Here is a 25,620-nt window from a genome sequence, read left to right on the forward strand (position 1 = left end):
TTCAGCAGGATTAGGACTAAAGGAGAATTGGGATGGGTAACCCGCTGTATGATCGCTTGTTCGGGCGCCACGCTGGCAAGACCACGCCATTCCTGCATCTACCAGATGGTCGAGTCGTCACCCACGCCGAATTCCTCGATATGTCCTCTCGAATTGCCAACGCGCTGACTGGACTGGAGTTGGAGCCCGGCGACCGCGTGGCCATTCAGGTGGAAAAATCCCCCGAAGCACTGGCGCTTTATGCGGCTTGCGCTCAGACGGGTTTGATCTTTCTGCCTTTGAACACTGCCTACACGACCGCTGAGCTGAGCTACTTTATCGAAAATAGCGAAGCGTCTCTGGTTGTCTGCGATCAGGCCAACGAAGCCGGGCTTAGGCCCATCGCGCAGGCACAAAATGCGCAGTTGGTCACGCTGAACGCAGATGGAACCGGCAGCCTGATGCGTCGCGCGTTGGGAATGCTACCTGCCTTTGAACCGGTCAAAAGGTCCGAAAGTGATCTGGCCGCTTTCCTTTACACATCCGGCACCACAGGACGTTCCAAGGGTGCAATGCTGACGCAAGCCAACCTGTTGTCCAACGCGGAAACGCTGGTGCGTGAATGGCGGTTCACACCTGAAGACGTCCTGCTACACGCGTTGCCGATCTTTCACACTCACGGGCTGTTTGTGGCGACAAATGTCATCTTGGCTTCGGGCGGGTCGATGATCTTTCTGCCGAAATTCGATCTGGATGACATCCTGAGCCTGATGCCCAGGGCGACATCCATGATGGGAGTTCCAACCTTCTACACCCGCCTACTGGACGATGATCGGTTCACCGGTGACCTGACGCGACATATGCGGCTGTTCATTTCAGGCTCGGCCCCCTTGCTGGCGGAAACCCACGAACGGTTTCAGGCGCGCACCGGTCACCGCATCCTGGAACGCTATGGCATGACCGAGACCAACATGAACACCTCTAACCCGTATGACGGCGAACGCCGTGCCGGGACGGTCGGGTTTCCTCTGCCGGGTGTAGAACTGAAGATCACCGACCCCGACACGGGCGAAAACCTGCCGCAGGGCGAGATTGGAATCATCGAAGTGCGCGGTCCCAACGTGTTCGACGGCTATTGGCAAATGCCCGAGAAGACCGCCGCCGAACTACGCGAGGATGGGTTCTTCATCACCGGTGATTTGGGCCGCGTGGATCCGGATGGCTATGTGCACATTGTTGGGCGCGGCAAGGACCTGATCATCTCGGGCGGGTACAACATCTATCCCAAAGAGGTCGAGCTGGTGCTGGACGACCAGCCCGGTGTTTTGGAAAGCGCCGTCATCGGCGTACCGCATCCAGACTTTGGCGAGACTGTTCTGGGCATTCTTGTCGCGGAACCCGGCCAATCACCTGACGCAGAAGCCATTCTGGCCACCATTCAAACAGAACTGGCCCGGTTCAAACATCCGCGCGAACTGATCGTGCTGGACAAGTTACCCCGCAATACCATGGGCAAGGTTCAGAAAAACGTGCTGCGCGACTACTACCGCGACCTGTTTACAAAGGGCTAGGAGTCAACAGCGTTCGCTCGCATTCCGTCAGTAACCAACACTGGCGGCCTTCGAACACCGCAGTGGCCAGCGGCCGGCCATAGCCTGCGCCTGCATCCAGATTGATCCGGTTCCCGTAATGCTCTGCCGCATCCACGGGTGTATGGCCATGCACGATCAGCCAGGGGTGTGGACCGGCCTCCATCAAGAACTCCTGCCGGATCCAGACCAGATCATCTTCTGACTGTTGCGGCAGAGGGATACCGGGCCGGATACCGGCGTGGACAAATAGCAGCTCACCTTCCTGATGATAGTTCGGCAAGGCATTGATAAAGTCCAGATGCGCGGGCGGCACAGCAGCGCAGGCGCGTTCATGGACCTGATAGATGCGATCATTATCCGTGACTTCAACGCCGTAAGACGCAAGCGTTTCACGACCACCCAGACGCGGGTTCAGCCAGTTCAAGGCGATCGGCAGCTGCTTGTCCGCAATCTCACATTCTTGCACAAACCGGGCCATCATCCGGTCGTGATTGCCCTTAACCATGACCCAGTTTCGCCCCGCCTGTTGCCCCTCGATCAGCAGGTCCAACACCTCACGGCTATTGGGGCCGCGATCCACGTAGTCCCCCAGAAAAACGACGCGTGCATCTGGACCGCCATCCGCCTCAATCCGGGACAGCGCGTTTTGCAGCATGCCCAGCTGCCCGTGGATGTCACCAACGGCATAGATAGGAGTTGTCAAACCGGCGCCTCTTCGAATTGGTTACGGGTCTTTTGCCGTAATTAGGCCGCTAAAAAAAGCCAATGCCCGCGCATTATTCAGCGCGGGCATCGATTGGGTCACAAGTTCAGCGCCGCAGATCAGACAACGTCAAATTCCAGCGGCTTGATCTGCGTGAAGAGGCCGGTCTCGGCCAGTTTGGCGCGCGCTTCTGCCGGAACCAGCTCATCAACATAGAGCAGCGCAATCGCCTCACCCCCGGCCTCAGATCGACCCAAAGTAAAGTTGGCGATGTTGACCCCATGCTCACCCATGGTTTGACCCAGCGTGCCAATAATGCCCGGGACATCTTCGTTCGTGGTGTACAGCATGTGGGCGCCAACTTCAGCGTCGATGTTGATCCCTTTGATCTGAATAAACCGCGGCTTGCCATCGCTGAACACAGTGCCACCGATTGAGCGTTCCCGCTTGTCTGTGACGACCGTGACTTTGATGTAGCCTTCGAAGGCGCCCGACTTGTCCTGATTGGTGGTTGAGATTTTGATCCCACGCTCTTTGGCGACAACCGGTGCCGAGACCATGTTTACCTCAGGATTGAACTTTTTCATGATCCCCGCGACCACAGAACAGTTCAACGCCGCAAGGTTCATCTCGGCCGCCACACCATCATAGAGGATGTTAATGGCTTTGATCGGCTCGTCCGTCATCTGGCCAATAAAGCTGCCCAGATGTCCGGCCAGTTTGATCCATGGCCCCATGACCTTGGCCTCTTCAGCCGTAACACTGGGCATGTTCAGCGCGTTTTCTACCGCGCCGGTCAACAGGTAGTTCGAGATCTGCTCGGCCACTTGCAGCGCTACGTTTTCCTGAGCTTCGGTGGTCGCCGCGCCCAGATGAGGGGTGCAGACCACGTTGGGCAGGTTAAACAGCGGGTTGTCTTTTGCCGGTTCCTCTTTGAACACGTCAAAGGCGGCGCCCGCGACATGACCAGACTTTAGCATCTCGGCCAGCGCTTCTTCATCGACCAAACCGCCACGGGCACAATTGACAATACGCACGCCGGGTTTCGTCTTGGCCAGATTCTCGCGGCTCAGAATGTTGCGGGTTTGGTCGGTCAGCGGCACGTGCAGAGTGATGAAATCAGCGCGTGCAAGCAGCTCATCCAGCTCGACTTTCTCAACGCCCATTTTGGCGGCTTTTTCTTCACCCAGATAGGGATCATAGGCGACCACTTTCATCCGCAGACCCAAGGCACGCTCACAAACAATTCCACCGATATTGCCCGCGCCGATTACACCGAGCGTTTTATTGGTCAGCTCGATCCCCATGAACTTGGACTTCTCCCACTTGCCCGCGTGGGTCGAGGTACTCGCCTCGGGGATTTGCCGCGCCACGGCGAACATCATCGCAATCGCGTGTTCAGCAGTTGTGATCATATTGCCAAACGGCGTGTTCATCACGATCACGCCTTTTTTCGAGGCTGCGTCCTTGTCGACATTGTCCGTGCCAATCCCGGCGCGGCCGATGACCTTCAACTTGTCTGCCTTGTCCAGAATAGTCGGCGTAACCTTGGTGGCCGATCGGATCGCAAGGCCGTCATATTGGCCAATTATCTCGGCCAGCTTGTCTTTGTCTTTGCCCAGATCGGGCATGAAATCCACGTCGATCCCGCGGTCACGGAATATCTGAACAGCGGTTTCGCTGAGTTTGTCGGATACGAGTACTTTAGGGGCCATGTCTGTGGTCCTTTTCAGAATTTGAGTACTTTATCGACGTAGAGCCAAGGAGAAAGCGCCTCGAAGTCGTCGATTGGTGATTTGGTTAACGCCAGCGAAATTTCGAATTCCCGTGCCGCTGATGAATTTGCTTTGTACTTTACCCGAGGTTTGGCCGGGAGTTGGGCAGCACTCAGAATGATGAGATCCTGCTGCCTTTCATTCCACTCATAATCGCGCAAACCTATGGCAGCCTGGCTTCCATTCATGTGTTCAAATAATGAACACATGAATGCTTCTCCGCCTTCTATCGAGTCTTCCCAGCCTTCTTTGCATGAGTAGTCGAGACCGATGTCGAATACCGATCCCTGAGAGCAGTTCAGTTTCAACGAGCCAAGTCGGCACCAGTCGATACGAACCATTCCCTCAGGTTTTGGACACTGTTTCGACGTGTTTTTTGTTACAGTCAGACCTGTGCCCTTCGCCCAGAATGTAACCTGAGCAAAAACTGTATCGAATGTGATCTCGGCCATTCTGTTTAGCTCTGCGCCGCGATCTCTGCCTCAAAGGCCCAGGCCAGCCAGGGCAACATCGCTTCGATATCCGATGTTTCGACCGTGCCGCCGCACCAGATGCGAAGACCGGCAGGCGCGTCGCGATAGGCACCGATGTCCAGCGCGATGTTTTCAGCCTCAAGCCGTTTGGCCACGGCCTTAGCGAAACTCGCACCGTCCTTAATACGGGCGTCGGTGAATTTCAGGCAAACAGATGTGTTCGACTGTGTTGCCTCATCTTCAGCCAGATTGGCGATCCAATCATTCTGCGCGCAAAACGCATGCACCGCACCGGCATTGGCATCCGCGCGGGCGATCAGCCCCTGCAGCCCGCCGACCGAGCGCGCCCAGTCCAGCGCGAACAGGTAATCCTCAACCGCCAGCATCGAAGGCGTGTTGATCGTGGCTCCGGTAAAGATGCCGTCGATCAGTTTACCGCCTTTGGTCAGGCGAAAAATCTTGGGCAGGGGCCATGCGGGGGTGTAGCTTTCCAGCCGCTCCACCGCACGGGGGCTCAGGATCAGCATTCCGTGCGCCGCTTCGCCACCCAGAACCTTTTGCCAGCTAAACGTGGTCACATCCAGCTTATCCCAAGGCAGATCCATCGCGAATGCCGCGGAAGTCGCGTCGCAGATCGTCAGACCCTGACGGTCATCCGCGATCCAATCGCCGTTTGGAACCCGCACGCCCGAGGTGGTGCCGTTCCAGGTAAAGACAACGTCATTGGAGAAATCGATCGAAGCTAGGTCAACGAGCTGGCCATAATCTGCCGTTTTGACCTCGGCATCGATTTTCAGCTGCTTGATCACATCCGTGACCCAGCCGGACCCAAAGCTTTCCCACGCCAGCATCTCGACCTTGCGCTCGCCCAACAGCGACCACAGCGCCATTTCGACCGCACCGGTGTCCGATGCGGGAACAATGCCGATCTTGTAATCTGCCGGGATGCCCAAAACGTCACGCGTGCCTTCGATGGCCGCTTTCAGCTTGTCCTTGCCAACAGCGGCACGGTGCGAACGGCCCAACGCGGCATCGGCCAGTTTGGTCAGGTCAAATGTGGGGGGTTTGGCACAGGGGCCAGAAGAAAAACGCGGATTGGCCGGCCGCGTCGCCGGTTGTTCAGTGCTCATGTGTATTATCCTTCCAGATACACGCCCCTCGTTGGGGAGGGGTGTCCCGCCGCCAGACGTATTTTCCCTGAAACAGCCGCGCAAGCGGAAAAGACCCTTTGAAGGTCAAAAACGACACCGAAAAATGTGGGCATTGGGAACGCGCGTTTCCGATAGGCGCAATTCCTTGGCCAGTTTAGAGCTTGCCGCCGGCGCTCAACCCGTCAGGTGAACAGCTTCGCCGGTGATCAAAGCCTGCTGAGCCGCCAATCCCATCTGAACCGCCCACAGCCCATCGCGCATTGACACATCCGGTTCGGCGCGATCTCCGCGTACCAACTCCAGGAATCCCTGATGCTGATAAAAGGTGGATCCGTTGTGGTCCCCCGCTGCAAGCAAACGTGGATCGACCGGAATATCTTTGACAACCGGACCTTTCGGATCACGCGGGCTGACAATCACCTGCGGCACCGGCGGTGCACCCAGATGTTCAGGCCAGAAGCGACCCGGCCCGGGCACCAAGGCTTCGATCTTGGCATCTGGGCCAATGGCCGAGATTTCTTCTTGGTAACGGGAACCCTCGGCAAACATGCATAATTCCAGCATCGCCCGTGCACCGGACGCAAAATCAACCAGCACATAACCGTGATCCAGGACGTCCGGTGTTTCTCCTTCATAGGTTTCGTCCAGATGATTGACCGCTTGTCCCCCGCTCGCGGTGATCCGCACCGGATCAGATTGCAGGATCAACCGCATCAGGTCGAAGAAATGGCAGCATTTCTCGACAAAGGTTCCGCCGGTGTTACGGTTAAACCGGTTCCAGTGCCCGACCTTTTCAAGAAAAGGAAAGCGGTGTTCCCGGATCGACAACATTTTCGCACCGCCGCTGACCGCCCGAGCCTGCGAGATCAGTTCCGCGATCGGCGGCATGTAGCGGTATTCCATCGCAACCCAGATTGGGAGGGGATAGCTTTGCCGGATCACCTCCAGCCGGGCCGCATCGTTGGGATCGGTGAACAAGGGCTTTTCGACCAGCAACGGTAGCGGGCGTGTTTGGGCGATTTCGTCAAGTTGATCAGCATGAAGGTGATTTGGGCTGGCGATCACCAGACAATCCAGATCGTCAACCGCCAGCAACGCCTGAACCGAAGACACCATCGTCGCGTCCGGTGCGATGTCCTGCGCGATCTTTGCCATACCCGCATCAGGTTCGAAAATCGCCGACACACGGGTGCCGTCCAGCAGGGCAATATTGTGCAGGTGCTCTTGCCCCATCATGCCGCATCCAATCAGCCCGTAATTGATCGTCCGGGTCATGCGTATTTCCTCATTCTTTTTACTTCAGGCGTTGTACATAAGTGGCCCGATCCGGATCGAACCATGTTTTTGAAAACTCGACCGGGTCGGGTTTTTCCGACCAGCTGAACCGCTCGATATATCCAACCGTTTCTCCGGTCGGCTTGGTGAACCCAGGTGGCGTCCAGTGCGGCAACAATCCGACCGAAACCCGGTCTTCCGCGCGCGATATCCAGAACCCCAATTGCTGCTGGTAGTAGCGATAAAGCGAGTCCGACAGCAGGTTCTGGTCGATTAGACCCACTGATTCGTCCAGCCAGATTTCCTCGACAGCGATAATTGTGTCATTCAGATACCGCATTCTGCGCACGCGTGACCCGATGTTGGATTTTCCGAATTCCGGCAGATCGTCTGGCTTTTCCAATTGATCAACCGACAGGATATCGGCGCGTGGCAAACCGCCGCCTTCCGGCAGCTCTAGTCGGAACATCGCATAGACGCTGTTCTGCGTTCCGGTCTCGCGCACGTAATTGCCCGAGCCCTGAATACGCTCCAACATCCCCTTTTTCTCAAGCTCTGCGAGCGATTTTCGCAAAGTCCCGACCGAAACCTGAAGCTCAGCCGCCATGTCCCTTTCCGGGGGCAGGCGCTCTCCGTCGATCAGGCGACCAGCCGCAATATCCCGGATCAGCAGTTCCGAGATTTGAATATACATCGGCAGGGCATTTGGATTTCGGCTGGTTGGTGTCACAGCAGACGCTTCATTCGGTCGCAGGAAAAATTGATACACTATTGATCTACATCAATGTGATTGCTACGCAAGAGAAAAAGCAAAATCAATGCGGAGCGCGCAACAGATGACAATTGTCCCCATCACGTCACCCGATCTGGATGCGGCTGAGGTTTCGTGGTTTGCAGCGCTTTGCTCGGATGATTATCAGTTTCTTGGCGTGCCGGATGGTGACCTGCGATCCAGCTGGGATCATTGCTCAGGCATTGTTAAAGAAGCCGAGGCGCAGGGGTTTCGCAACATCCTGTGCCCATCTTCATATCAAGTCGGTCAGGACACGCTCAGCTTTGTCGCGGGCTGCGCACCGATCACCGAAAAGATCAACATGCTGGCTGCGGTGCGCTGCGGCGAGATGCAGCCCATTATGCTGGCCCGAACCATAGCCACGCTTGATCACATGTTGAAGGGACGGTTAACCGTCAACATCATCTCATCCGATTTTCCCGGCGAAAAAGCTGACAGCGCCTATCGCTACCAACGCTCGCGCGAAGTGGTCGAGATCCTGAAACAGGCTTGGACACAGGATGAGATCAACTATGCTGGCGAGGTCTACAATTTCGGCGGTCTGACCACTGATCCCGCAAAACCGTATCAAACCGGCGGCCCACTGCTGTATTTCGGTGGCTATTCCCCATCCGCCTTGCAGTTGTGCGGCGAACATTGTGACGTCTACCTGATGTGGCCGGAAACAAAGGATCAATTGGCAGAACGGATGAAAGCCGTTCATGCAGTCGCCGACGAATGCGGTCGCACACTGGATTATGGTCTGCGGGTTCACATGATTGTCCGCGATACCGAGGCTGAGGCACAGGAATACGCCGACTACATCGTGTCCAAGCTGGACGATGAATATGGCCGCGCCATACGAGAGCGCGCCTTGGACTCCACATCTCTGGGCGTCGCACATCAATCCAAAAACCGCGATCTGGCCGATGAATATGGGTATATCGAGCCGGGCCTTTGGACAGGCGTTGGCCGCGCCCGGTCGGGTTGCGGTGCGGCATTGGTCGGCTCGACCGATCAGGTCATGTCGAAGATTGAAGAATACCAGAAGATGGGCATCCGCGCCTTCATCTTCTCGGGCTATCCACACATGGACGAAGCACGCCATTTCGGCACCCGCGTGATGCCCAACCTAAAAACCTGCTCCCTTCCCGAAGCTTACGGACGGGTTCCCAACAACATCCCAGCGACGCCGCTGGGCAACGGAGTGCGTCGTTGATGCAACGTGTCAAACTATCTGAAACGCTGAAATTGAGCCGTCTGGTTTACGGCATGTGGCGGCTGGGCGATGACAGCGACACCTCGGCTGGTCATGTCGATGCCAAGATTCAAGCTTGCCTGGATCAGGGCATCACCACCTTCGATCAGGCAGATATCTATGGCGACTATGGCGCCGAAGCCGTTCTGGGAAACGCCTTGCGTGCCAATCCCGGCCTGCGTCAAAAGATGGAGATTGTCACCAAATGTGACATCGTTGCGCCCTGCGGCCGGTATGCCGATGCCAAGGCCAAATACTATGACACGTCGCGTGCGCACATCCTGAAGTCCGTCGAAACTTCACTGCAGGAAATGGCGATTGATCACATCGATCTACTGCTGATTCACCGCCCCGATCCGTTCATGGATCACCACGAGACTGGTGCGGTGCTGGATGAGGTGGCCGCCAGCGGCAAAGTGGGGGCCGTTGGTGTATCCAACTTCCGTCCGTGGGATTGGCAGCTGTTGCAATCGGCCATGAAAACGCAGCTGGTCACCAATCAGATCGAAATTTCTCTGGGCGAGATTGGCCCGTTCACCAATGGCGATTTGGCGTTCCACCAGCAGCACGGCCACGCCGTGATGGCGTGGTCCCCCTTGGGCGGCGGGATGCTGATGGCCGGGAATCCCCCGGTCGGATTGGTTGCTGACGAAATTGCCGAGGAGTTCGGTGTCGACCGTGCTGCTGTTGCGATTGCATTCCTGCTGGCTCATCCGGCAGGTATCCTTCCGGTGCTAGGCACCAACAATCTGGACCGTATCAAACGGATTTCCGACGCCCTGAAAGTCAATCTGGATCGCGAAACCTGGTATCGCCTTTATGAGGCGGCGCTGGGACATGAGGTACCATGATGAACGCAATCTCAAAGGACATGAGCCGCACATTCGTCCCGCATAAAGACGACACCCGAACCCTTAGGGATGCTTTTGGCCGTTTTGCCACCGGGGTGACGATCGTGACCTGCCACAGCGATGACGGGCCGATCTGCATCACAGCCAACAGCTTTTCGTCCCTGTCACTGGATCCGCCTTTGGTGATGTGGGCTGGCGACAGAAACTCTCGCCGCTTCCCCTATTTTCAGAAGGCGCGCCACTTCAGCGTTCACGTTTTGTCAGCCGAACAGGCCGAGCTGTGCTTTGGGTGTTCCAAGAACGCCCATGCCCTGCGGGATATCGAACATGAGCGCTGTGAAAACGGAACGCCGCTGCTGCCGGATTGTCTGGCGCGGTTCGAATGCGAACAACATGCGTATCACAACGCAGGTGATCACGTTATTGTCGTGGGTAAAGTTTTGAAGGCCAGCATGGCGGATGGAGACGCGCTGACCTTTTATGCCGGGAAACTCGGCCAATTCGCGCACCAATAAGCGCGAGAAGACCGCTGCGGAAAGACTCGCAGCTGACATAGGGAGGAACCGCATGGGCGGACTGGCATCGGTGCTGGCGCCGATTGCATTCGTGAACGAAGCCGCGCTGCGTCTGGGCCGCGCGGTTGGTGTCGTTGCGATTGCATTGATGGTGATCGCGATCCTAATTCAGGTGTTCTTCCGGTATGTTCTGGGCAACGCCCTGCCCTGGCCGGATGAGGCAGCGCGGTTCTGCATGTTATGGATGACCGGTCTGATGGCTCCGACCGCATTCCGACGCGGTGGTTTCGTCGCCATCGACATGCTGCAACGGTTCCTGCCGCGCGTTGTCGGACAAACACTGAACATTTTTCTCCTTCTGGTCTCATTGGCGGTTTTGCTGGTCGCGGTCACAATCGGCTGGTCCGAGGTGACGGGCTTTGGCGGCAAGTTCGCTACCGCTGCGCTTTACCTTCCAACATCCTTCGGGTTTGATGAATGGTACCGCATTCCCCGCAGTTGGATGATGGCCTCGTTACTTGTGGGGATCGTTCTGCTTATTTCAGTCAACATCGAACTGATCCTCCGGTCATTCATCACCATGTTGGGCGGCGGTCACCTATTGCCAGAAATTCCTGATGCAGCAGTGGGGGCTGAATAAATGCTGATATGGTTCCTGCCCACTTTCCTGATCTTCCTGTTGATCGGCTTGCCCGTGTTCTTCGCACTGTTGGCCGCGCCCGGTATTCTGCTGTGGCTGAACGGTCAGACCAACGACATCACCCTGCTCTACCGCAATGTCTACAATGGCATGGACAGTTTCCCCTTGATGGCGATCCCGTTCTTCATGCTGGCCGGAGAGTTGATGAACCGAGGTGGCATAACCATCCGCCTTGTCGAATTCAGTCAGGCCCTGATGGGTCATTTGCGCGGCGGTCTGGCGCATGTAAACGTTCTCAGCTCGATCCTGTTTGCGGGCCTTTCGGGTTCTGCAGTAGCCGACACCTCGGCCCTGGGATCCATGCTGATCCCGGCGATGGAGAAACAGGGCTATACTCGGAAGTTCGCCGCCGCCATTACCGCAGCCAGTTCGGTCATTGGTCCGATCATCCCACCCTCGGGCATCATGATCATCTATGCATATGTCATGGGTGAAAGCGTCGCGGCGCTGTTTCTGGCCGGGATCGTGCCCGGGGTCATGGTTGGCGTAGGCCTGATGCTGATGATCAAACTCATGGCAGATCGCTACGACTTCCCGGTTGCCAGCCGAAAATACACCTGGGGCGAACGCAGGCAAGCCAGCCTCAAGGCATTCTTCCCTTTGCTGACGCCCGTCATCATTCTGGGGGGAATCCTCGGCGGTATCTTTACCCCGACCGAGGCGGCGGCGGTCGCCGTGGGCTATGCCTTCCTCATCGGATTTTTTGTGTTGCGCACGTTGTCGTGGAAAGAAGTGCCCGAGGTTCTCAGCAACGCTGGTATGACCTCGGCGGTTGTCCTGCTGCTGGTTGGCGCCGCAATGGCGTTCAAGACCGTGGTCAGCCTCAGCCACGCTCCAGAACAATTGGCGTCGCTGATCCTCAGCCTGTCGGAAAACCCGCTGATCCTTTTGTTCCTGATCAACCTGCTGCTATTTGTTGTCGGCATGTTCCTGGACGCTGGGCCAGCGATCATCATCCTTGGCCCGATCCTGGGTCCGATCTTCACCAGCCTTGGCGTCGACCCCATCCATTTCGCCATCATCATGAGCGTCAACCTGACCGTCGGTCTGGCCACGCCACCAATGGGGCTGGTCTTGTTTGTGGCCGCGGCAGTCTCGCGTGAACGGGTTGAGACCATCGCCAAGGCCATACTGCCGTTCCTGGCAGTCGAAATCATAGTGATCTTCCTGATCACCTATATCCCGGCACTATCAATGACGATCCCGAGAATAACGGGATTTGCAAACTAACTGAGTATCACAGGGAGGAAACGCATGCTCAGAAGATTCATCAAAACCGCGGCGGTGGCCACATCGCTGGTGGCAGCATCCGCCATCGCAGCCACAGCGGCCGACTACACGCTGCGCGCCACGGCCAACTCGAATGAAAACGACGAAGACTATGACGGCCTGATCGTCTTCAAGAACTTCGTCGAGAACGCATCCAACGGAGCAATTGAGGTTGAGTTGTTCATCGGTACGCAGCTGTGTTCCAACGGCGCCGAATGCCTGCAGGGTGTCGCCGATGGCACCATCGATATCTACATTTCGACCTCAGGCGGTGCATCTGGCATCTTCCCCTACGTGCAGGTTCTGGATCTCCCCTACCTGATGGCGGATGACCGCGTGGCCGAGCATGTTCTGTCCGGTGATTTCACCCGCCAGGTGCGCGACATGGCGCTTGAGGATTCTGGCGGCGCGATCCGCCTGATGACCATCGGCAATACCGGCGGCTGGCGCAACTTTGCCAACACTCAACGCCGCGTGGCCGAGCCCGCCGATATGGAAGGGTTGAAAATCCGCACCGTGGTTGCGGATCTGCCGCAGGAACTGGTCAAGGCACTGGGTGCCTCGCCTACCCCGATCCCGTGGCCGGAACTGTTCACCAGCTTTCAGACAGGCGTGGTTGAGGGATCCAAGAACGGCATCACAGACATCATGGGTATGAAATTCCCTGATGCAGGCCTGCAATATGTCACGCTGGATGGTCACGCCTATATGGGCGCGCTGTGGTGGATGAACAACGCCAAGTTTCAGGAAATGCCTGAAGACATGCGTCGTGTGGTTGTCGACGGGTTCTATGCTTTGCAGCAGGCAACCTTTGCTTCGCCCAAACGCAAGTCGATTCAGGCTTATGAGGATTTCGTCGCCGGTGGCGGTGACCTCTATGTGCCCACACCCGAGCAAAAGGCCGCGTTCAAAGAGGCCGCAACTCCGGTTTATGAGTGGTTCCAAACCAACGTAACCCGTGGCGATCAGGTCTTCACCGCGCTGACAGATGCCGTGGCAGCGGCTGAGGCGGATATCAATGCGTCACGCGACGCGGACCTGAACTAAGCGATATGGGCCGGGTTTTTTCAGCCCGGCCCATCTACCGAAACGGATACATCCACACTTTGTAATCGTTCACCAGGACATGAGCCTTTTCGATCTGCTCCGGCGTCATTTTCTTGACCACTTCTTCCAGGCTGATCGCGGCATCGGGATCACCACCAATCGCGCTGAGCGTGTACCACATATAAGCGCGCACCAGATCAGGCGCGGGCATGCCAAGACCCAACTCATAATACCACCCCACCCCGGACTGCGCCCCCGGATGCCCCTTCATCGAGGCGCGCAGATACCAATCAAACGCCCGCTGATAGTCCTGTTCGACCCCAAGGCCCAACCCGTACATCACGCCAATCAGTTCCTCGGCCTCGGCATTGCCGGACCGCGCGGCTGGCAACAGTTCTTCGCGGGCAGCCTCGAATTCTCCGGCCTCCATCAGATCGCGGGCTTGTTCCAGTTCGGCCAGCGCCGGTGTAGCAATCAGGCAAAGGGCAATTACAAACTGGCGCATATGGGTGCTGTACTCCTGTGGGCTGGCGCTGCTGCGGCACAGGATTTGCCGCGCCCGCTGACCGATGATGATTTCCTGCCCTTTGATATGGAACAGGCCGCCATCGGTCATCAACTCTTTTACGATCCGATCCTGTCGGGCAATCGGAACATTACCTGTGCCCATTGCCACCATCCGGATTTTGGTACGTCTGACGGACTGTCCTTGGGCATCGGGGAAGGTGGCGTTGGACTGGGGCCAGACCGCACGCCCGGAACCGGGGCGGATAGAATTCGCAAGCGCATCCCACGCAATGCACCCGGCTTGTGGAACCTTGGGGCCAAAGACATACACACGCTGTTTCACGATGGACGTCTCAGCAAATCCGATATCTATGACAACGGCTTCAATTCTCCGGCGCAGGAATGGCTGCCCGAGGGACTAAACTCGTTACTGGCCGCACAGGCGCTGTTCCCGTTAACCGCGCAGTTCGAAATGGCCGGGAATGTGGCCGAAAATCAGGTCACCGGAGCGGTACATGACCGGATCGACATGGGCTGGCCCATCCTTGCCAAACGTGTCCGCACAGATCGGCGATATGGGTCAGCCATGGTCAACGCGTTCGACGACGTTGAAACGGCCAAAGACATAACAATCACCCAAATCGCAAATGCGCTTGCGGCCTTCATGGCGATCGAGTGGCGCAGCACAGACAGCCCGTTCGACCAATACTTGGCCGGGGACACCGCCGCGCTTTCTGCCATACAAAAAAACGGCATGGACCTGTTCTATGGCAAAGCGCGATGCGCAACCTGCCATTCCGGTCCGTTGATGTCTGACCAAAAGTTTCACGCTTTGGGTCTGCCGCCCTTCGGGCCGGGCAGGACCCGACAGTGGGATCCTTTTGTCCGGGATGTGGGACGCATGGGCGAAAGCAACCGATTGGAAGACGCCTATCGGTTCCGCACCCCAATGCTGCGCAACGTTGCGCTGACGGCGCCCTATGGTCACAACGGGGCGTTTCCCGATCTGGAAAGCATGATCCGCCACCATCTGAACCCTGAAAGCAGCCTGTCACGATGGGAGCGTGCAATGGCTGCCTTGCCACAGGTGCCGTGGCTGCAAAAGGCAGATTTTGTGGTTTGGGATGATCGTTTCGAAATGGAACGCCAACGCAACAGGATCGACATTGCCCCAGTGGAATTGTCAGACGCGGAAATCGACAATCTCGTCGCCTTCCTGAATGCGTTAACCGGAACCAGCGTAGACACGTTGCCGTTTGGCGTACCCGCCGGGTTTATACCCTAAGAAAACCCCCGCCAGCGCTGGCGGGGGTTTTCTTTTTCACTCGGCGGCTTCTTCGTATTCCGACATCGGCGGGCACGTGCAGACGAGGTTTCGATCGCCATATGCGTTGTCGACGCGGTTGACGGGTGACCAATACTTGTCGACGCCCATCGAACCCGGAGGGAAGCAAGCTTGCTCACGGGTGTAGGGGCGATCCCAATCACCAACCAGATCGCGCACCGTGTGGGGCGCGTTTTTCAGCGGGTTGTTTTCCGCGTCAATCTTGCCGTCTATGATGTCTTGCGCCTCGGCCCGGATCGAAAGCATGGCGTCGCAGAAGCGGTCCAACTCGTCCTTGGGTTCCGATTCCGTGGGCTCAACCATCAAGGTGCCGGCCACCGGCCAGCTCATCGTCGGGGCATGGAAACCTGAATCGACCAGACGCTTGGCCACGTCATCCACGGTCACATGCGCGGCCTCGTCCAGCGGGCGGGTGTCAAGGATGCATTCATGCGCCACGCGGCCCGTTTCCGAGGTGTAGAGGATCGGGTAGGCATCCTGCAGGCGTGCCGCGATGTAGTTGGCGTTCAGGATCGCCACCTTAGTGGCCTGCGTCAGACCCGCGCCACCCATCAGCAACACATAAGCCCAGCTGACCGGCAGGATCGACGGTGAGCCAAAGGGCGCCGCCGAGACCGGACCCACTGCGGTGCCGTATTCCGGGTGGCCCGGCAGATGCTCGGTCAGGTGCGCCTTGACGCCGATCGGGCCCATGCCGGGGCCGCCGCCGCCATGCGGTATGCAGAACGTCTTGTGCAGGTTCAGGTGGCTGACGTCACCGCCAATGTCACCGGGACGCGACAGGCCGACCATCGCGTTCATGTTGGCACCATCGATATAGACCTGACCCCCATGGTCATGGGTGATCTGGCAGACCTCCTGCACGGTGGTCTCGAACACGCCATGGGTCGAGGGGTAGGTGATCATGCAGCCAGCCAGATGGTCGCCGTGCTTTTCCGCTTTGGCGCGGAAGTCATTCAGATCGATATTGCCGTTCTCATCGGCCTGCACAGGCACAACTTGCCATCCCACCATCTGGGCCGAGGCCGGGTTGGTGCCATGCGCCGAGGTTGGGATCAGGCAGACATTGCGCTGCCCTTCGCCGCGGGCGAAGTGGTAGTTGCGGATGGTCAGCAGCCCCGCATATTCCCCCTGCGCGCCCGAATTGGGCTGCTGGGAGATCGCGTCATAGCCGGTGATCTGGCACAGCTTGTCGTTCAGATCGTCGATCATCTGCATGTAGCCCTGCGCCTGATCTTCAGGGCAGAACGGGTGCAGGTTGCCGAACTCGGGCCAGGTGACCGGGATCATCTCGATCGTGGCGTTCAGCTTCATAGTGCACGACCCCAACGGGATCATCGCCCGATCCAGCGCCAGATCGCGGTCGGCCAGACGGCGCATATAGCGCGTGATCTCGGCCTCGGCTCGGTTCTTGTGGAAGATCGGGTGGGTCAGATACGCGCTTTCACGCAGGGCATAGTCCGGCAGACGGTATTGCTTGTTTGAGCTGTCATCCTTGCGGTCGATACCGAAGGCACCCCAGACGGCCTCGATGGTCTCAGGCCGGGTCTGTTCGTCAAGGCTGATGCCTACCTTAGTGTCGCCGACCTTGCGCAGGTTGACGCCGCGGGCCACGGCGGCCTCCATCACGACATTCTGCAGATGACCAACCTCGACCGTGATGGTGTCGAAGAACACCTCCGGTTCCACGGCAAAGCCTGCCTCTTCCAGACCGGCCGCCAAGCGCGAGGTCTTGCGGTGCACCGATTGTGCGATGGCCTTGATGCCATCGGGGCCGTGATAGACGGCATACATCGAAGCAATCACCGCCAGCAGCGCCTGCGCGGTGCAAACGTTCGAGTTGGCTTTTTCGCGGCGAATGTGTTGTTCACGGGTCTGCAGCGACAGGCGGTAGGCCTTGTTGCCGCGGCTGTCGATGCTGACGCCGATGATCCGGCCCGGCATCGAGCGTTTCAGCTTATCGGTGGTCGCCATATAGGCGGCGTGCGGGCCGCCATAGCCCATCGGCACGCCAAAGCGCTGGGTCGAGCCGATGGCGATATCCGCGCCCATCTCACCGGGGGATTTCAGCAGCGCCAGCGACAGGATGTCGGCGGCGACAATGGCGATGGCCTTGTGCTCATGCAACGCGGCGATTTCCGAGGTGAAGTCGCGCACATGGCCATGGGTGCCGGGATACTGGAAGATCGCACCAAACACCGACCCTGCATCCAGCGTGTCTGGATCGGCGACCTGCACGTCGATGCCCAGAGGCTCAGCCCGGGTTTTGATCACCGCAATAGTCTGCGGGTGGCAGTTCTTGTCCACGAAAAAGGCCGCGTTGTTGGCCTTGGACCGCCCGCCGCGTTTGGCCATCGCCATGGCTTCCGCTGCGGCTGTGGCTTCGTCCAGCAAGGACGCGTTGGCCACGTCCAGCCCCGTCAGGTCGCTGACCATGGTCTGGAAGTTCAGCAGCGCCTCAAGACGGCCCTGGCTGATCTCGGGCTGATAGGGGGTGTAGGCGGTGTACCAAGCCGGGTTTTCCAGGATATTGCGCAGGATCGGCGCCGGTGTGGTGGTGCCGTAATAGCCCTGACCGATCAGCGAGGTCAGAACCTTGTTCTTGCTCGCTACCTCTTTCATGTAGAACAGCGCATCGCGTTCCGTCATCGCCGGACCCCAGTCCAGGGGTTCTTTCTGCCGGATCGCAGGCGGAACCGTGGCGTCAATCAGCTGGTCCAGTGTCTTGAAGCCGATCACCTTGAGCATATCGCGCATCTCGGTCGGGCTTGGTCCGATATGGCGTCGGTTGGCGAAGTCATAGGCTTCGTAGTCAGTGAGTTTGAAGGCCATTTGTGCGCTCCTCAAGCAATGTCTCTCCAAGCCGCTCTGGCAGGAGCCTCCGGCGGGAGTATTTGGAAAAAGATGAAGCGGTGGGTCCGCGTGGGGACCCAACCAAGGATCAGCCGATCAGGGCTTTGTAGCCGTCCAGATCCATCAGATCTTCCAACTGCGATGCATCCGCAATCTTGATCTTGTAGATCCAGGCTTCACCTTCGGGATCGTCGTTCAGCGAACCGGGGTTGTCGGCCAGCGCCTCGTTCACCTCGACGATCTCGCCATCAACCGGCGCGTACAGCTCCGAGGCTGCCTTGACAGATTCGATCACACCGATCTCGCCGCCTTTCTCAAACTCGTCACCTGCTTCCTGCTGTTCCACGAACACCACATCGCCCAATTGCTCGGCCGCGTGTTTGGTGATCCCCAGCGTGGCCGTGTCGCCTTCGACGGTCAGCCATTCATGCTCATCGGAATAATAGGTTGCCATGTTGTCTCTCTCCTGACTTCAACGCTTGTAATTCTGTGTGACAAAGGGCAGCGCCACCATCTGCGCCGGTTGTGGCTTGCCCCGAATGATCAGGTTCACCACCTCACCCGGCTCACCATGTCCGGCTGCGACATAGCCCATCGCCACCGGGCCACCAACTGTGGGGCCGAACCCGCCCGACGTGATCTGACCAATCGTGTTTCCTTGGGAAGATTGGATCTCCACGCCGTGGCGCGCCGGTGCGCGGCCTTCTGGCCTGATGCCGACCAGCTTGCGCGAGGCCCCATCGGCCAGTTCCTTTTGCACCCGGTCCGCGCCCGGGAAACCGCCTTCTTCCTTGCGGCGCTTCTGGATCGCCCAGCCTAAGGATGCTTCGATCGGTGAGGTGCTCTGGTCAATGTCGTTGCCATATAGGCAAAGACCTGCCTCCAGCCTCAGGCTGTCTCGCGCGCCGAGACCGGCAGCTTCACAATCTTCATGCGCCAGAAAGGCGCGGGTCACCTCCACGGCCTTTTCTTCGGGGATCGAGATCTCGTACCCGTCCTCGCCGGTATAGCCCAACCGCGAGATGCGGCATTCGACGCCGTTGATATCGGACACGGTGGTTTCCATGAATTTCAGGTCGCGAGCCGCAGGGCAGAGGTCGCCCACGACGTTTTCTGCGGCAGGACCCTGAACCGCCACCAGCGCCCGGTCGAAGATCTCGGTCACCTCAACGCCGTCCAGATTGGCCTGCATATGCGGAATGTCCTGATGACGCAGCGCCGCGTTCACCACCACAAAGTAGTGATCGCCCGCGTTCGACACGATCAGGTCATCCATGATCCCGCCGTCCGCATTGGTGAAAAACCCATACCGCGCCTTGCCTTCCTTCAGTGTCGCATAAGCCTGCGGGCACAAAGCTTCCAGCTTCTCACCCACATTCTCGCCGCGCAGGATCACTTGGCCCATATGGCTCACGTCAAACACCGCTGCCTTTTCGCGGCACTGCTTGTGTTCGCCCATAATCCCCAGAGGATATTGAACGGGCATCTCCCACCCGGCAAAATCGACCATCTTACCACCCAGCTCAACATGCAGATCATAAAGCGGAGTGCGTTTTGGGTCAGTCATTGTAAGCTTCCTTCTCTTGTCGCGGCATGAGATCGGGTGGTGGTATGGTCGAAGAACATGACCGGTTTTTCAATGTTTGTTTTTGGGGCAGTTGCGTCGAATGATCTTGCGACCAAACACGTTGCACCGGTCCAAAAAGCCATCGGAGAAACACCCTGATATTGGTCTTTGCCGTATCCATTCACTGGCCATCATGACTGCCCCGATGCTTGATCAAATGACGAACTGTATACGGTGATACACCGCGTTTTGTCTCCTATAGGAAACTTTTTTCCATTCGGCAACAACCAACCTTAGGCGATGTGATCGCATGAGCTTCGCAGGTGACTTTCAGGCGTTTCTAGAATATTCACAAATACATCAAATAGTTAAATGACGCGATCTTGCTGCTCGGTCACCCGTTAACGGCAAGAGCCAGCGCATGAAGGCCTGCAATCAGGTCTTTTTCCAAAGTGTCCTCGGCAAAATCGTGACTGATTCCCTTGATCGAAGGCACGAACAACATCGCCGCTGGCATCAGCTTTGCGACGTTGGTCGCGTCATGCAACGCACCCGACGGCATGTTCCGCCACTTTCCGGGTGCAACACGCTGTGCTCCAACTTCCAGTTTCGCCTGCAATGCCCTGTCCATCGAGACCGGCTCCAGCCCCAACATCGGGCCAAAGGCTAAACCCATTTCCAAGCGATCGGCAATGTCCTGCGCGGTCTTTCGAATGATCTCCTCCATTCGCAGCAGACGGTCTGGATCACTATCGCGCCACTGCATCGAAAACCGGGCGCGGCCCGGAACGATTGAGGATGCATTGGGATGCACCTCCACATGCCCGATCGTCCAAACCGTTTGTGGCGTTACAACGTTCCGGAACCGCGTGTTGATTTCCGCGTTGAACAGCGACAAAGCCTGAAACGCATCGCGACGCAGATGCATCGGAGTGGTTCCGGCATGGTTCTGTTGACCTTCGAAGCTGATCACCATGTCCCGGATGCCCACAATATCCGTCACAACGCCGATCAGATCGCCGCTTTCATCCAGCGACGGGCCCTGTTCGATATGCATTTCGATGAACCCGGTAAACTGACCGGGATCGACAAAACCCCGCGCCAAATCCCGCATGGACGCACGTGCAGCCCCAAGGGTTACGCCGGCGTGATCGGTCAGACTGTCCGCCTGTGACAGGTTCAACCCTCCGGACCAGATTGCTGATCCGGTTGTCACACCAAACCGACCTTCTTCGTCCTGGAAGCTCACGACCGAAATGGGCCGGTCTGAGGCGCGCGCCACCTCAAGGGCTGCAATCACACCCAGCGCACCGTCCAACCAGCCGCCTTCTGGCTGACTGTCTGAATGCGATCCCATCAAAAGGGATGGTTCCTGGGCAAGACCAAACAGATTGCCGACCGGATCGAAATGCGGTTGCAGTCCAGCCTCTTGCATGCGCGTGGCCAGCCAACGGCGCGCAGCAATATCTGCCTGTGAATAGGCGGGTCGTGTCACACCCTTACCGACGCCCGCAGCACCGAACGCTCGCAGCGCGTGCAGGTCAGCCAGAAACCGATTTTCGTCAATGGCCATGTACCGCTCCCCTCCCACGATGGCCCAAACATACGCCCGGCGCGTCGTCGTGCAAGCCGATCGCATGAATTGCACGGTGTTTTTATTGCGTGGCTGGCAAACCCCTCTGGTCCCTGCACGGATCCTGCCCTAAGACTTCGGCCAAGAGGGACCGCCATGTCACACATCACACTGGTTCGTCACGGCCAGGCCAATACCGCCGCACGTGATGAAAAGAACTATGACAAGCTAAGTGAGCTTGGCCATCAGCAAGCGCGATGGCTGGGCGCGCATTTGCGCGACACACGCGCGCATCACCCGCGCGTTTATTGCGGTACGCTTGTTCGGCATATCGAAACCGCAGCCAGCATGGGGCTGTCAGATCCAATTCAGGATCCTCGGCTTAATGAGATCGAGTATTTCAACATCGCGAAACTGTTCGAAGAACAGCATGGTGAGGTCGTTCCAACGGATCGCGAAGGGTTTGTGGAACATCTGCCCAAAACCTTCGCCGCGTGGGCAAGTGGCCAAATAAGCGACGCCCCAGAAACTTTTGCCGAATTCGAATCCCGCGTGTCCGGCGCGCTGCATGACATCGGAACCGAAGGGGGCCCTGCAATCGTCGTGACCTCGGGTGGTCTGATCTCGATGGTGGTTCGACAGGTCATGGGGTTGGACGTTTCATCGATGGCGCGCGTCGCTCTTGCCATCATGAACACGTCGATGCATCGTCTGCACCCGATTGGCCCACAACTTAGCCCAGTTCTGTTCAATGCTGTTCCGCACCTGGAAGCACCAGACCGGCAGTTTGCCCAAACGCACTTATAATACGATCGCAACGGAGAACACGCGATGCAGCTTTATTATGCCCCACGGACCATTTCGGTCGCTGTTGCCATCGCTCTAGAAGAATCCGGGTTGGAGTATGAAGCGATCCGTTTAGACTTCGCCGCAGGTGAACAAACCAAACCGGCCTATCAACAAATCAATCCCAAAGGCCGGGTTCCAGCGCTGGCGGTGGATGGCGGAATTCTGACCGAAACCGGAGCACTACTGGAATATGTCGCGGCCCAAGCCCCAGAGGCCGGACTGGTGCCCGATGAACCCGTTATGGCGGGCCGAATGCGCGAAGTGATGTATTACCTTGCGACCACAATGCATGTGAACCACGCTCACAAGTTGCGGGGGCACCGCTGGGCGGACAAGAAATCCAGCTGGGACGACATGAGTGCCAAAGTGGCCGAGACGATGACCGCATCCTGCGACTACATTGTATCAAATGGTCTGCGAGGCCCTTTCGTGTTGGGCGACCGGTTCAGCCTTGCAGATGCCTATCTTTATATTGTGTGCAGTTGGCTTGAAGGCGACGGTGTAGACGTTGCCGCCTTCCCAAAGATCGTCGCATTTCGCGACGCCATGGAGGCGCGCGCGTCGGTTCAGGCGGTCAGGGCCGCCGGAATGCTCTGAACATAGGATAGCAAATGACACATCTCTGGGTCAGGGCAGAACAGCGCCCCAACGAAGAACGGGTCGGCCTGACGCCCCAGGGGGCCGCAGACCTGATCGCTGCGGGCATCCGCGTGACAGTCGAGGAAAGCTCGGTCCGGGCGATCCCGATAGATGGATACACAGAAGTCGGATGCGAAATCGCTGCCGAGAATTCCTGGCCCAAGGCGCCTGCAGATGCGATCATCTTTGGCCTCAAGGAGCTGCCCGAAGATGGTTCACCCCTGCCTCATCGGCACATCATGTTTGGCCATGCTTACAAGGGACAACACTCCGGCCGCGCGTTGCTGGAACGCTTCAAGGCCGGGGGCGGAACACTGTATGATCTGGAATATCTGGTGCAAGAAGACGGCCGCCGTGTCGCCGCTTTTGGCTATTGGGCCGGTTATGCCGGGGCCGCGGTGACGCTCAAAACCTGGGCCTCGCAGCAACGCGGCGAAGAATGCCCTGCGGTCGGCGTCTATTCCAGTAAAGACGCGCTGAATTCAGAACTGCTGGCCGAGGTGGATGCCACCGAGTGCCCCCGCCCTCGGGCCATTGTCATCGGCGCGTTAGGTCGTGTCGGAACCGGCGCCGCTGATCTGTGCGAGGCGATGGGTGTACAGGTCACCAAATGGGATATGGCCGAAACCGCCAGCGGCGGTCCATTCCCCGAGATCCTTGAACATGACCTGTTCCTGAACTGCATCTTTGCTCGGCCCGGAACCCCTGTTTTTGTCCCACCAGAGGCTTTGAATGCCAGGCGTACCCTGACAGCCATTGGCGATGTCGCCTGCGATCCGGACAGCGACTATAACCCTGTGCCTGTCTATGATCAGGCCACCACGTGGGAACGCCCCGCCTTGCGCGTGGCCACCAACCCGGTTCTGGACGTGATCGCCATCGACAATCTTCCGTCGATGCTGCCGGTCGAAAGTTCGGAAGATTACGCGGCGCAATTGTTGCCATCCCTGCTGACCCTGCCAGACCTAGAAAGTGGAGTTTGGGGCCGGGCAGCAGCAACTTACCATTCTCATATCGAAGGGATCTGAGCGATGACCATCCATTGGTGTGGCACCGGCCTATCGGCCATTCCCGGCCTGCGTCGACTGATCGAAAGCGGGCACAGTGTTACTGTGTGGAACCGAACCGTCGAAAAGGCCAGGGCCGAGATCGGAGATCTGACCGACAACATCCGCGCCTTTGACATTGACGCGCTCACAGCTGTTCTGGAACCCGGGGACGTCATCGTCTCGATGCTGCCGGGCGACTGGCACGTTCCTTTGGCCGAACTTGCAATCGCAAGGAAGGCAAATTTTGTCTCGTCCTCATACATCGCGCCGGAAATGCGCGCGTTGGATGACAAAGCCCGCGAAGCCGGTGTGGTTCTTGTCAACGAAGTTGGACTTGATCCGGGCATCGATCACCTGATGGCGCATGCGCTATTGGACGACTACCGTGCCTCGGGCGTGTTCGATCCGGAAACCCACCTGAGCTTCATTTCCTATTGCGGCGGCATCCCCAAGAACCCAAACCCGTTCCGGTACAAGTTCAGCTGGTCGCCGCTGGGTGTGCTCAAAGCGTTGCGGTCGCCTTCCCGCTCGATCCGAGATTACGCGCCGCTGGATGTGTCCCGCCCCTGGGACGCGATCAGCAGTTACACGGCCCCTTTGCCCACGCCAGAGAGCTTTGAGGTCTATCCAAACCGCGACTCGCTGCCCTTCATGCGGCAGTACCATTTTGAGGAGCATTGGACGGTCAAAGAGTTCGTCCGTGGCACGTTGCGCCTGAATGGCTGGGCAGATGCATGGTCAGGCGTTTTTAGCGAAATCGAAACCCTGACCGGCCCGGAAGGCGACGCACGCCTGAAGGAAATGTCGGATCAGTTCTGGGACGAAAACGCCTATGACGACGGCGAACCCGATCGCGTCGTGCTGTGCGTTGGCTTGAAGGCCGAAAAAGACGGCGTCGCGGTCTGGCATAAAACCTATGTTATGGATGCCTGGGGTGATGCACGAGGCACCGCAATGGCACGGCTGGTATCAGTCCCGGTATCGCTCGCCGTCGAAGCCGTTCTGAACCGCGCGATCCCGGTCGGCGTGCATGCAGCGCCCAGCGATCCGAAGCTGGTCTCTGCATGGATGAGCCAAATCGACACGTTGGCGCAGCATTTGCAAATCGTGGATCATCTGACCTGACTGAAACAAAAAAGCCATCCCAGACTTTCTAGAATGGCTTTCATTGCTCTTCTTTGGGTGTGTAGTAATCGTCTGAATTTATCTTACTGGGCCTTCAGATATACCGCTCTATCGTGTCTTCGACATCGCTTCGGTTGATGCCAAGCTCTGACAACTGGTGATCGGTCATAGCGTTCAATTGCTGAGCAGCGCAGACGATGTCAGGGCTGATCGCCCGGATCCGCATAGCACGGTCGAACAACAACAATGCGCTGGCAGCCGGGGCCGGTTGATCGGTTTGCTGGATAACGTCAAACATACTGGTTACCTCACAAGCATGGTCATGGGGATTGGGATCAGTTCACGCTGAGTGCGTCGTCACTGCCGGTAGGGCTTGTTGTGATACACACTTTCATACGCGCATCGCTTGATCTGGTCCCGCTGGACACCGATATCGGCCAGCTGATGATCTTCGAGCCTTTCCATATCCCGCACGGTTTTCGAGTAAATCCGGCGGCGAAAGTGCTCAACCTTTGCATCTGCGTATTTTGCAAACAGGCCGTCAAGAGGGCCGCTCCGGGCGTCTACAGTCTGTGTATGTGCCATGTCTTTCTCCTCCTAAACTTTAGTTGCGTTGTCTTCACAGCTTCATATCTGGGACTGCTTCCTTAACGTTGCCAAAGCGGGTCATTAAGGTTCTTTTAGACTCGTTGGCAGCAACGCTTCGGCGGGTCTGATCCGCTGAGACCACGCTACAACCCGTGTCTCAACACG

At 57.8% G+C, this 25,620-nt stretch carries 25 protein-coding genes; 12 read left to right on the forward strand and 13 right to left on the reverse strand.

Annotated elements, in window-relative coordinates; translation table 11 throughout:
* Nucleotides 1-32 precede the first annotated feature (32 nt).
* Nucleotides 33-1,550, forward strand: coding sequence for a malonate--CoA ligase (locus ACR0BU_RS09555; RefSeq protein ID WP_480737012.1), 1,518 nt, complete (start codon nt 33-35; stop codon nt 1,548-1,550).
* Here the strand turns inward: ACR0BU_RS09555 and ACR0BU_RS09560 are convergent.
* The 6 genes from ACR0BU_RS09560 to ACR0BU_RS09585 all read right to left on the reverse strand — a co-directional run bounded on the left by ACR0BU_RS09560 (nt 1,537) and on the right by ACR0BU_RS09585 (nt 7,678).
* On the reverse strand, nt 1,537-2,274 hold the full coding sequence (locus tag ACR0BU_RS09560) for a metallophosphoesterase family protein (protein WP_480737013.1): 738 nt from the start codon (nt 2,272-2,274) through the stop codon (nt 1,537-1,539). The genes ACR0BU_RS09555 and ACR0BU_RS09560 overlap by 14 nt on opposite strands.
* A gap of 119 nt (nt 2,275-2,393) precedes the next feature.
* A complete protein-coding gene (gene serA, locus ACR0BU_RS09565; protein ID WP_480737014.1) occupies nt 2,394-3,989 on the reverse strand; it encodes a phosphoglycerate dehydrogenase in 1,596 nt (531 codons plus the stop codon).
* A gap of 14 nt (nt 3,990-4,003) precedes the next feature.
* Nucleotides 4,004-4,501, reverse strand: coding sequence for a hypothetical protein (locus ACR0BU_RS09570; protein WP_480737015.1), 498 nt, complete (start codon nt 4,499-4,501; stop codon nt 4,004-4,006).
* A 5-nt stretch (nt 4,502-4,506) separates the two neighbouring features.
* Nucleotides 4,507-5,652, reverse strand: coding sequence for a phosphoserine transaminase (locus ACR0BU_RS09575; RefSeq protein WP_480737017.1), 1,146 nt, complete (start codon nt 5,650-5,652; stop codon nt 4,507-4,509).
* Nucleotides 5,653-5,847: 195 nt separating this feature from the next.
* Nucleotides 5,848-6,948, reverse strand: a complete 1,101-nt coding sequence (locus tag ACR0BU_RS09580) for a Gfo/Idh/MocA family protein (protein WP_480737018.1) — start codon at nt 6,946-6,948, stop codon at nt 5,848-5,850.
* Nucleotides 6,949-6,967: 19 nt separating this feature from the next.
* Complete coding sequence (locus ACR0BU_RS09585; RefSeq protein WP_480737020.1) at nt 6,968-7,678, reverse strand: GntR family transcriptional regulator; 711 nt, start codon at nt 7,676-7,678, stop codon at nt 6,968-6,970.
* Nucleotides 7,679-7,784: 106 nt separating this feature from the next.
* Between ACR0BU_RS09585 and ACR0BU_RS09590 the strand changes: the two genes are divergently transcribed.
* The 6 genes from ACR0BU_RS09590 to ACR0BU_RS09615 are packed head-to-tail and all read left to right on the forward strand — an operon-like array spanning nt 7,785 to nt 13,360.
* Entirely contained in the window at nt 7,785-8,939 is a 1,155-nt protein-coding gene (locus tag ACR0BU_RS09590; RefSeq protein WP_480737021.1) for an LLM class flavin-dependent oxidoreductase, read from the forward strand.
* On the forward strand, nt 8,939-9,829 hold the full coding sequence (locus tag ACR0BU_RS09595) for an aldo/keto reductase (RefSeq protein WP_480737023.1): 891 nt from the start codon (nt 8,939-8,941) through the stop codon (nt 9,827-9,829). Before ACR0BU_RS09590 ends, ACR0BU_RS09595 begins: the two co-directional genes overlap by 1 nt.
* A complete protein-coding gene (locus tag ACR0BU_RS09600) occupies nt 9,829-10,344 on the forward strand; it encodes a flavin reductase family protein (protein WP_298934493.1) in 516 nt (171 codons plus the stop codon). Before ACR0BU_RS09595 ends, ACR0BU_RS09600 begins: the two co-directional genes overlap by 1 nt.
* Nucleotides 10,345-10,396: 52 nt before the next feature.
* On the forward strand, nt 10,397-10,984 hold the full coding sequence (locus ACR0BU_RS09605) for a TRAP transporter small permease (RefSeq protein WP_299889629.1): 588 nt from the start codon (nt 10,397-10,399) through the stop codon (nt 10,982-10,984).
* On the forward strand, nt 10,985-12,274 hold the full coding sequence (locus ACR0BU_RS09610) for a TRAP transporter large permease (RefSeq protein ID WP_120634119.1): 1,290 nt from the start codon (nt 10,985-10,987) through the stop codon (nt 12,272-12,274). It abuts the gene before it with no gap.
* A 24-nt stretch (nt 12,275-12,298) separates the two neighbouring features.
* Nucleotides 12,299-13,360 (forward strand): TRAP transporter substrate-binding protein, encoded by a 1,062-nt coding sequence (locus tag ACR0BU_RS09615; protein ID WP_299889626.1) that lies wholly within the window; start codon nt 12,299-12,301, stop codon nt 13,358-13,360.
* 34 nt (nt 13,361-13,394) lie between these two features.
* Here ACR0BU_RS09615 and ACR0BU_RS09620 read toward each other — a convergent pair whose 3' ends face one another.
* Nucleotides 13,395-13,865, reverse strand: a complete 471-nt coding sequence (locus ACR0BU_RS09620; protein ID WP_298934490.1) for a tetratricopeptide repeat protein — start codon at nt 13,863-13,865, stop codon at nt 13,395-13,397.
* Between ACR0BU_RS09620 and ACR0BU_RS09625 the strand changes: the two genes are divergently transcribed.
* Nucleotides 13,866-15,152 (forward strand): cytochrome-c peroxidase, encoded by a 1,287-nt coding sequence (locus tag ACR0BU_RS09625; protein WP_480737025.1) that lies wholly within the window; start codon nt 13,866-13,868, stop codon nt 15,150-15,152.
* A gap of 36 nt (nt 15,153-15,188) precedes the next feature.
* Here the strand turns inward: ACR0BU_RS09625 and gcvP are convergent, their stop codons facing one another.
* From gcvP to ACR0BU_RS09645, 4 genes are all read right to left on the reverse strand, one after another.
* The gene (gcvP, locus tag ACR0BU_RS09630) at nt 15,189-18,044 is read right to left on the reverse strand and encodes an aminomethyl-transferring glycine dehydrogenase (RefSeq protein ID WP_299078951.1); all 2,856 of its coding nucleotides are present in this window, start codon (nt 18,042-18,044) and stop codon (nt 15,189-15,191) included.
* A gap of 109 nt (nt 18,045-18,153) precedes the next feature.
* Entirely contained in the window at nt 18,154-18,519 is a 366-nt protein-coding gene (gcvH, locus tag ACR0BU_RS09635; RefSeq protein WP_298934486.1) for a glycine cleavage system protein GcvH, read from the reverse strand.
* A gap of 18 nt (nt 18,520-18,537) precedes the next feature.
* Entirely contained in the window at nt 18,538-19,632 is a 1,095-nt protein-coding gene (gene gcvT / locus ACR0BU_RS09640; RefSeq protein WP_480737027.1) for a glycine cleavage system aminomethyltransferase GcvT, read from the reverse strand.
* A gap of 394 nt (nt 19,633-20,026) precedes the next feature.
* Nucleotides 20,027-21,205 (reverse strand): Zn-dependent hydrolase, encoded by a 1,179-nt coding sequence (locus ACR0BU_RS09645; RefSeq protein ID WP_480737028.1) that lies wholly within the window; start codon nt 21,203-21,205, stop codon nt 20,027-20,029.
* Between the two features lie 156 nt (nt 21,206-21,361).
* Between ACR0BU_RS09645 and ACR0BU_RS09650 the strand changes: the two genes are divergently transcribed.
* From ACR0BU_RS09650 to ACR0BU_RS09665, 4 genes are read left to right on the forward strand one after another with little or no spacing between them, the layout of a single operon-like run.
* Nucleotides 21,362-22,012 carry a histidine phosphatase family protein gene (locus ACR0BU_RS09650; RefSeq protein ID WP_480737029.1) on the forward strand — a complete coding sequence of 217 codons (651 nt, stop codon included), beginning with the start codon at nt 21,362-21,364 and terminating at the stop codon, nt 22,010-22,012.
* A 24-nt stretch (nt 22,013-22,036) separates the two neighbouring features.
* Nucleotides 22,037-22,651, forward strand: coding sequence for a glutathione S-transferase family protein (locus ACR0BU_RS09655; protein WP_480737030.1), 615 nt, complete (start codon nt 22,037-22,039; stop codon nt 22,649-22,651).
* Nucleotides 22,652-22,665: 14 nt separating this feature from the next.
* Nucleotides 22,666-23,721, forward strand: a complete 1,056-nt coding sequence (locus ACR0BU_RS09660; protein ID WP_480737032.1) for a saccharopine dehydrogenase — start codon at nt 22,666-22,668, stop codon at nt 23,719-23,721.
* Between the two features lie 3 nt (nt 23,722-23,724).
* On the forward strand, nt 23,725-24,867 hold the full coding sequence (locus ACR0BU_RS09665; RefSeq protein ID WP_480737034.1) for a saccharopine dehydrogenase family protein: 1,143 nt from the start codon (nt 23,725-23,727) through the stop codon (nt 24,865-24,867).
* Nucleotides 24,868-24,961: 94 nt separating this feature from the next.
* On the opposite strand, the gene ACR0BU_RS09670 is transcribed toward ACR0BU_RS09665, so the two are convergent.
* The gene (locus ACR0BU_RS09670; RefSeq protein WP_298934479.1) at nt 24,962-25,165 is read right to left on the reverse strand and encodes a hypothetical protein; all 204 of its coding nucleotides are present in this window, start codon (nt 25,163-25,165) and stop codon (nt 24,962-24,964) included.
* Nucleotides 25,166-25,224: 59 nt separating this feature from the next.
* The gene (locus ACR0BU_RS09675) at nt 25,225-25,452 is read right to left on the reverse strand and encodes a YjiS-like domain-containing protein (protein WP_298934478.1); all 228 of its coding nucleotides are present in this window, start codon (nt 25,450-25,452) and stop codon (nt 25,225-25,227) included.
* Nucleotides 25,453-25,620 lie beyond the last annotated feature (168 nt).

The organism is Ruegeria sp. CK2, assembly GCF_056536585.1.

Excerpts from the sequence above, each read along its gene's own strand:
- ACR0BU_RS09610 (WP_120634119.1), top strand. The coding sequence starts at position 10,985 with ATGCTGATATGGTTCCTGCCCACTTTCCTGATCTTCCTGTTGATCGGC.
- ACR0BU_RS09620 (WP_298934490.1), bottom strand. The coding sequence starts at position 13,865 with ATGCGCCAGTTTGTAATTGCCCTTTGCCTGATTGCTACACCGGCGCTG.
- ACR0BU_RS09570 (WP_480737015.1), bottom strand. The coding sequence starts at position 4,501 with ATGGCCGAGATCACATTCGATACAGTTTTTGCTCAGGTTACATTCTGG.
- ACR0BU_RS09675 (WP_298934478.1), bottom strand. The coding sequence starts at position 25,452 with ATGGCACATACACAGACTGTAGACGCCCGGAGCGGCCCTCTTGACGGC.
- ACR0BU_RS09645 (WP_480737028.1), bottom strand. The coding sequence starts at position 21,205 with ATGGCCATTGACGAAAATCGGTTTCTGGCTGACCTGCACGCGCTGCGA.
- gcvP (WP_299078951.1), bottom strand. The coding sequence starts at position 18,044 with ATGGCCTTCAAACTCACTGACTACGAAGCCTATGACTTCGCCAACCGA.
- ACR0BU_RS09580 (WP_480737018.1), bottom strand. The coding sequence starts at position 6,948 with ATGACCCGGACGATCAATTACGGGCTGATTGGATGCGGCATGATGGGG.
- ACR0BU_RS09660 (WP_480737032.1), top strand. The coding sequence starts at position 22,666 with ATGACACATCTCTGGGTCAGGGCAGAACAGCGCCCCAACGAAGAACGG.
- ACR0BU_RS09655 (WP_480737030.1), top strand. The coding sequence starts at position 22,037 with ATGCAGCTTTATTATGCCCCACGGACCATTTCGGTCGCTGTTGCCATC.
- serA (WP_480737014.1), bottom strand. The coding sequence starts at position 3,989 with ATGGCCCCTAAAGTACTCGTATCCGACAAACTCAGCGAAACCGCTGTT.
- ACR0BU_RS09615 (WP_299889626.1), top strand. The coding sequence starts at position 12,299 with ATGCTCAGAAGATTCATCAAAACCGCGGCGGTGGCCACATCGCTGGTG.
- ACR0BU_RS09600 (WP_298934493.1), top strand. The coding sequence starts at position 9,829 with ATGAACGCAATCTCAAAGGACATGAGCCGCACATTCGTCCCGCATAAA.
- ACR0BU_RS09590 (WP_480737021.1), top strand. The coding sequence starts at position 7,785 with ATGACAATTGTCCCCATCACGTCACCCGATCTGGATGCGGCTGAGGTT.
- ACR0BU_RS09575 (WP_480737017.1), bottom strand. The coding sequence starts at position 5,652 with ATGAGCACTGAACAACCGGCGACGCGGCCGGCCAATCCGCGTTTTTCT.
- ACR0BU_RS09595 (WP_480737023.1), top strand. The coding sequence starts at position 8,939 with ATGCAACGTGTCAAACTATCTGAAACGCTGAAATTGAGCCGTCTGGTT.
- ACR0BU_RS09665 (WP_480737034.1), top strand. The coding sequence starts at position 23,725 with ATGACCATCCATTGGTGTGGCACCGGCCTATCGGCCATTCCCGGCCTG.
- ACR0BU_RS09625 (WP_480737025.1), top strand. The coding sequence starts at position 13,866 with ATGGGTGCTGTACTCCTGTGGGCTGGCGCTGCTGCGGCACAGGATTTG.
- gcvH (WP_298934486.1), bottom strand. The coding sequence starts at position 18,519 with ATGGCAACCTATTATTCCGATGAGCATGAATGGCTGACCGTCGAAGGC.
- ACR0BU_RS09605 (WP_299889629.1), top strand. The coding sequence starts at position 10,397 with ATGGGCGGACTGGCATCGGTGCTGGCGCCGATTGCATTCGTGAACGAA.
- gcvT (WP_480737027.1), bottom strand. The coding sequence starts at position 19,632 with ATGACTGACCCAAAACGCACTCCGCTTTATGATCTGCATGTTGAGCTG.
- ACR0BU_RS09650 (WP_480737029.1), top strand. The coding sequence starts at position 21,362 with ATGTCACACATCACACTGGTTCGTCACGGCCAGGCCAATACCGCCGCA.
- ACR0BU_RS09555 (WP_480737012.1), top strand. The coding sequence starts at position 33 with ATGGGTAACCCGCTGTATGATCGCTTGTTCGGGCGCCACGCTGGCAAG.
- ACR0BU_RS09670 (WP_298934479.1), bottom strand. The coding sequence starts at position 25,165 with ATGTTTGACGTTATCCAGCAAACCGATCAACCGGCCCCGGCTGCCAGC.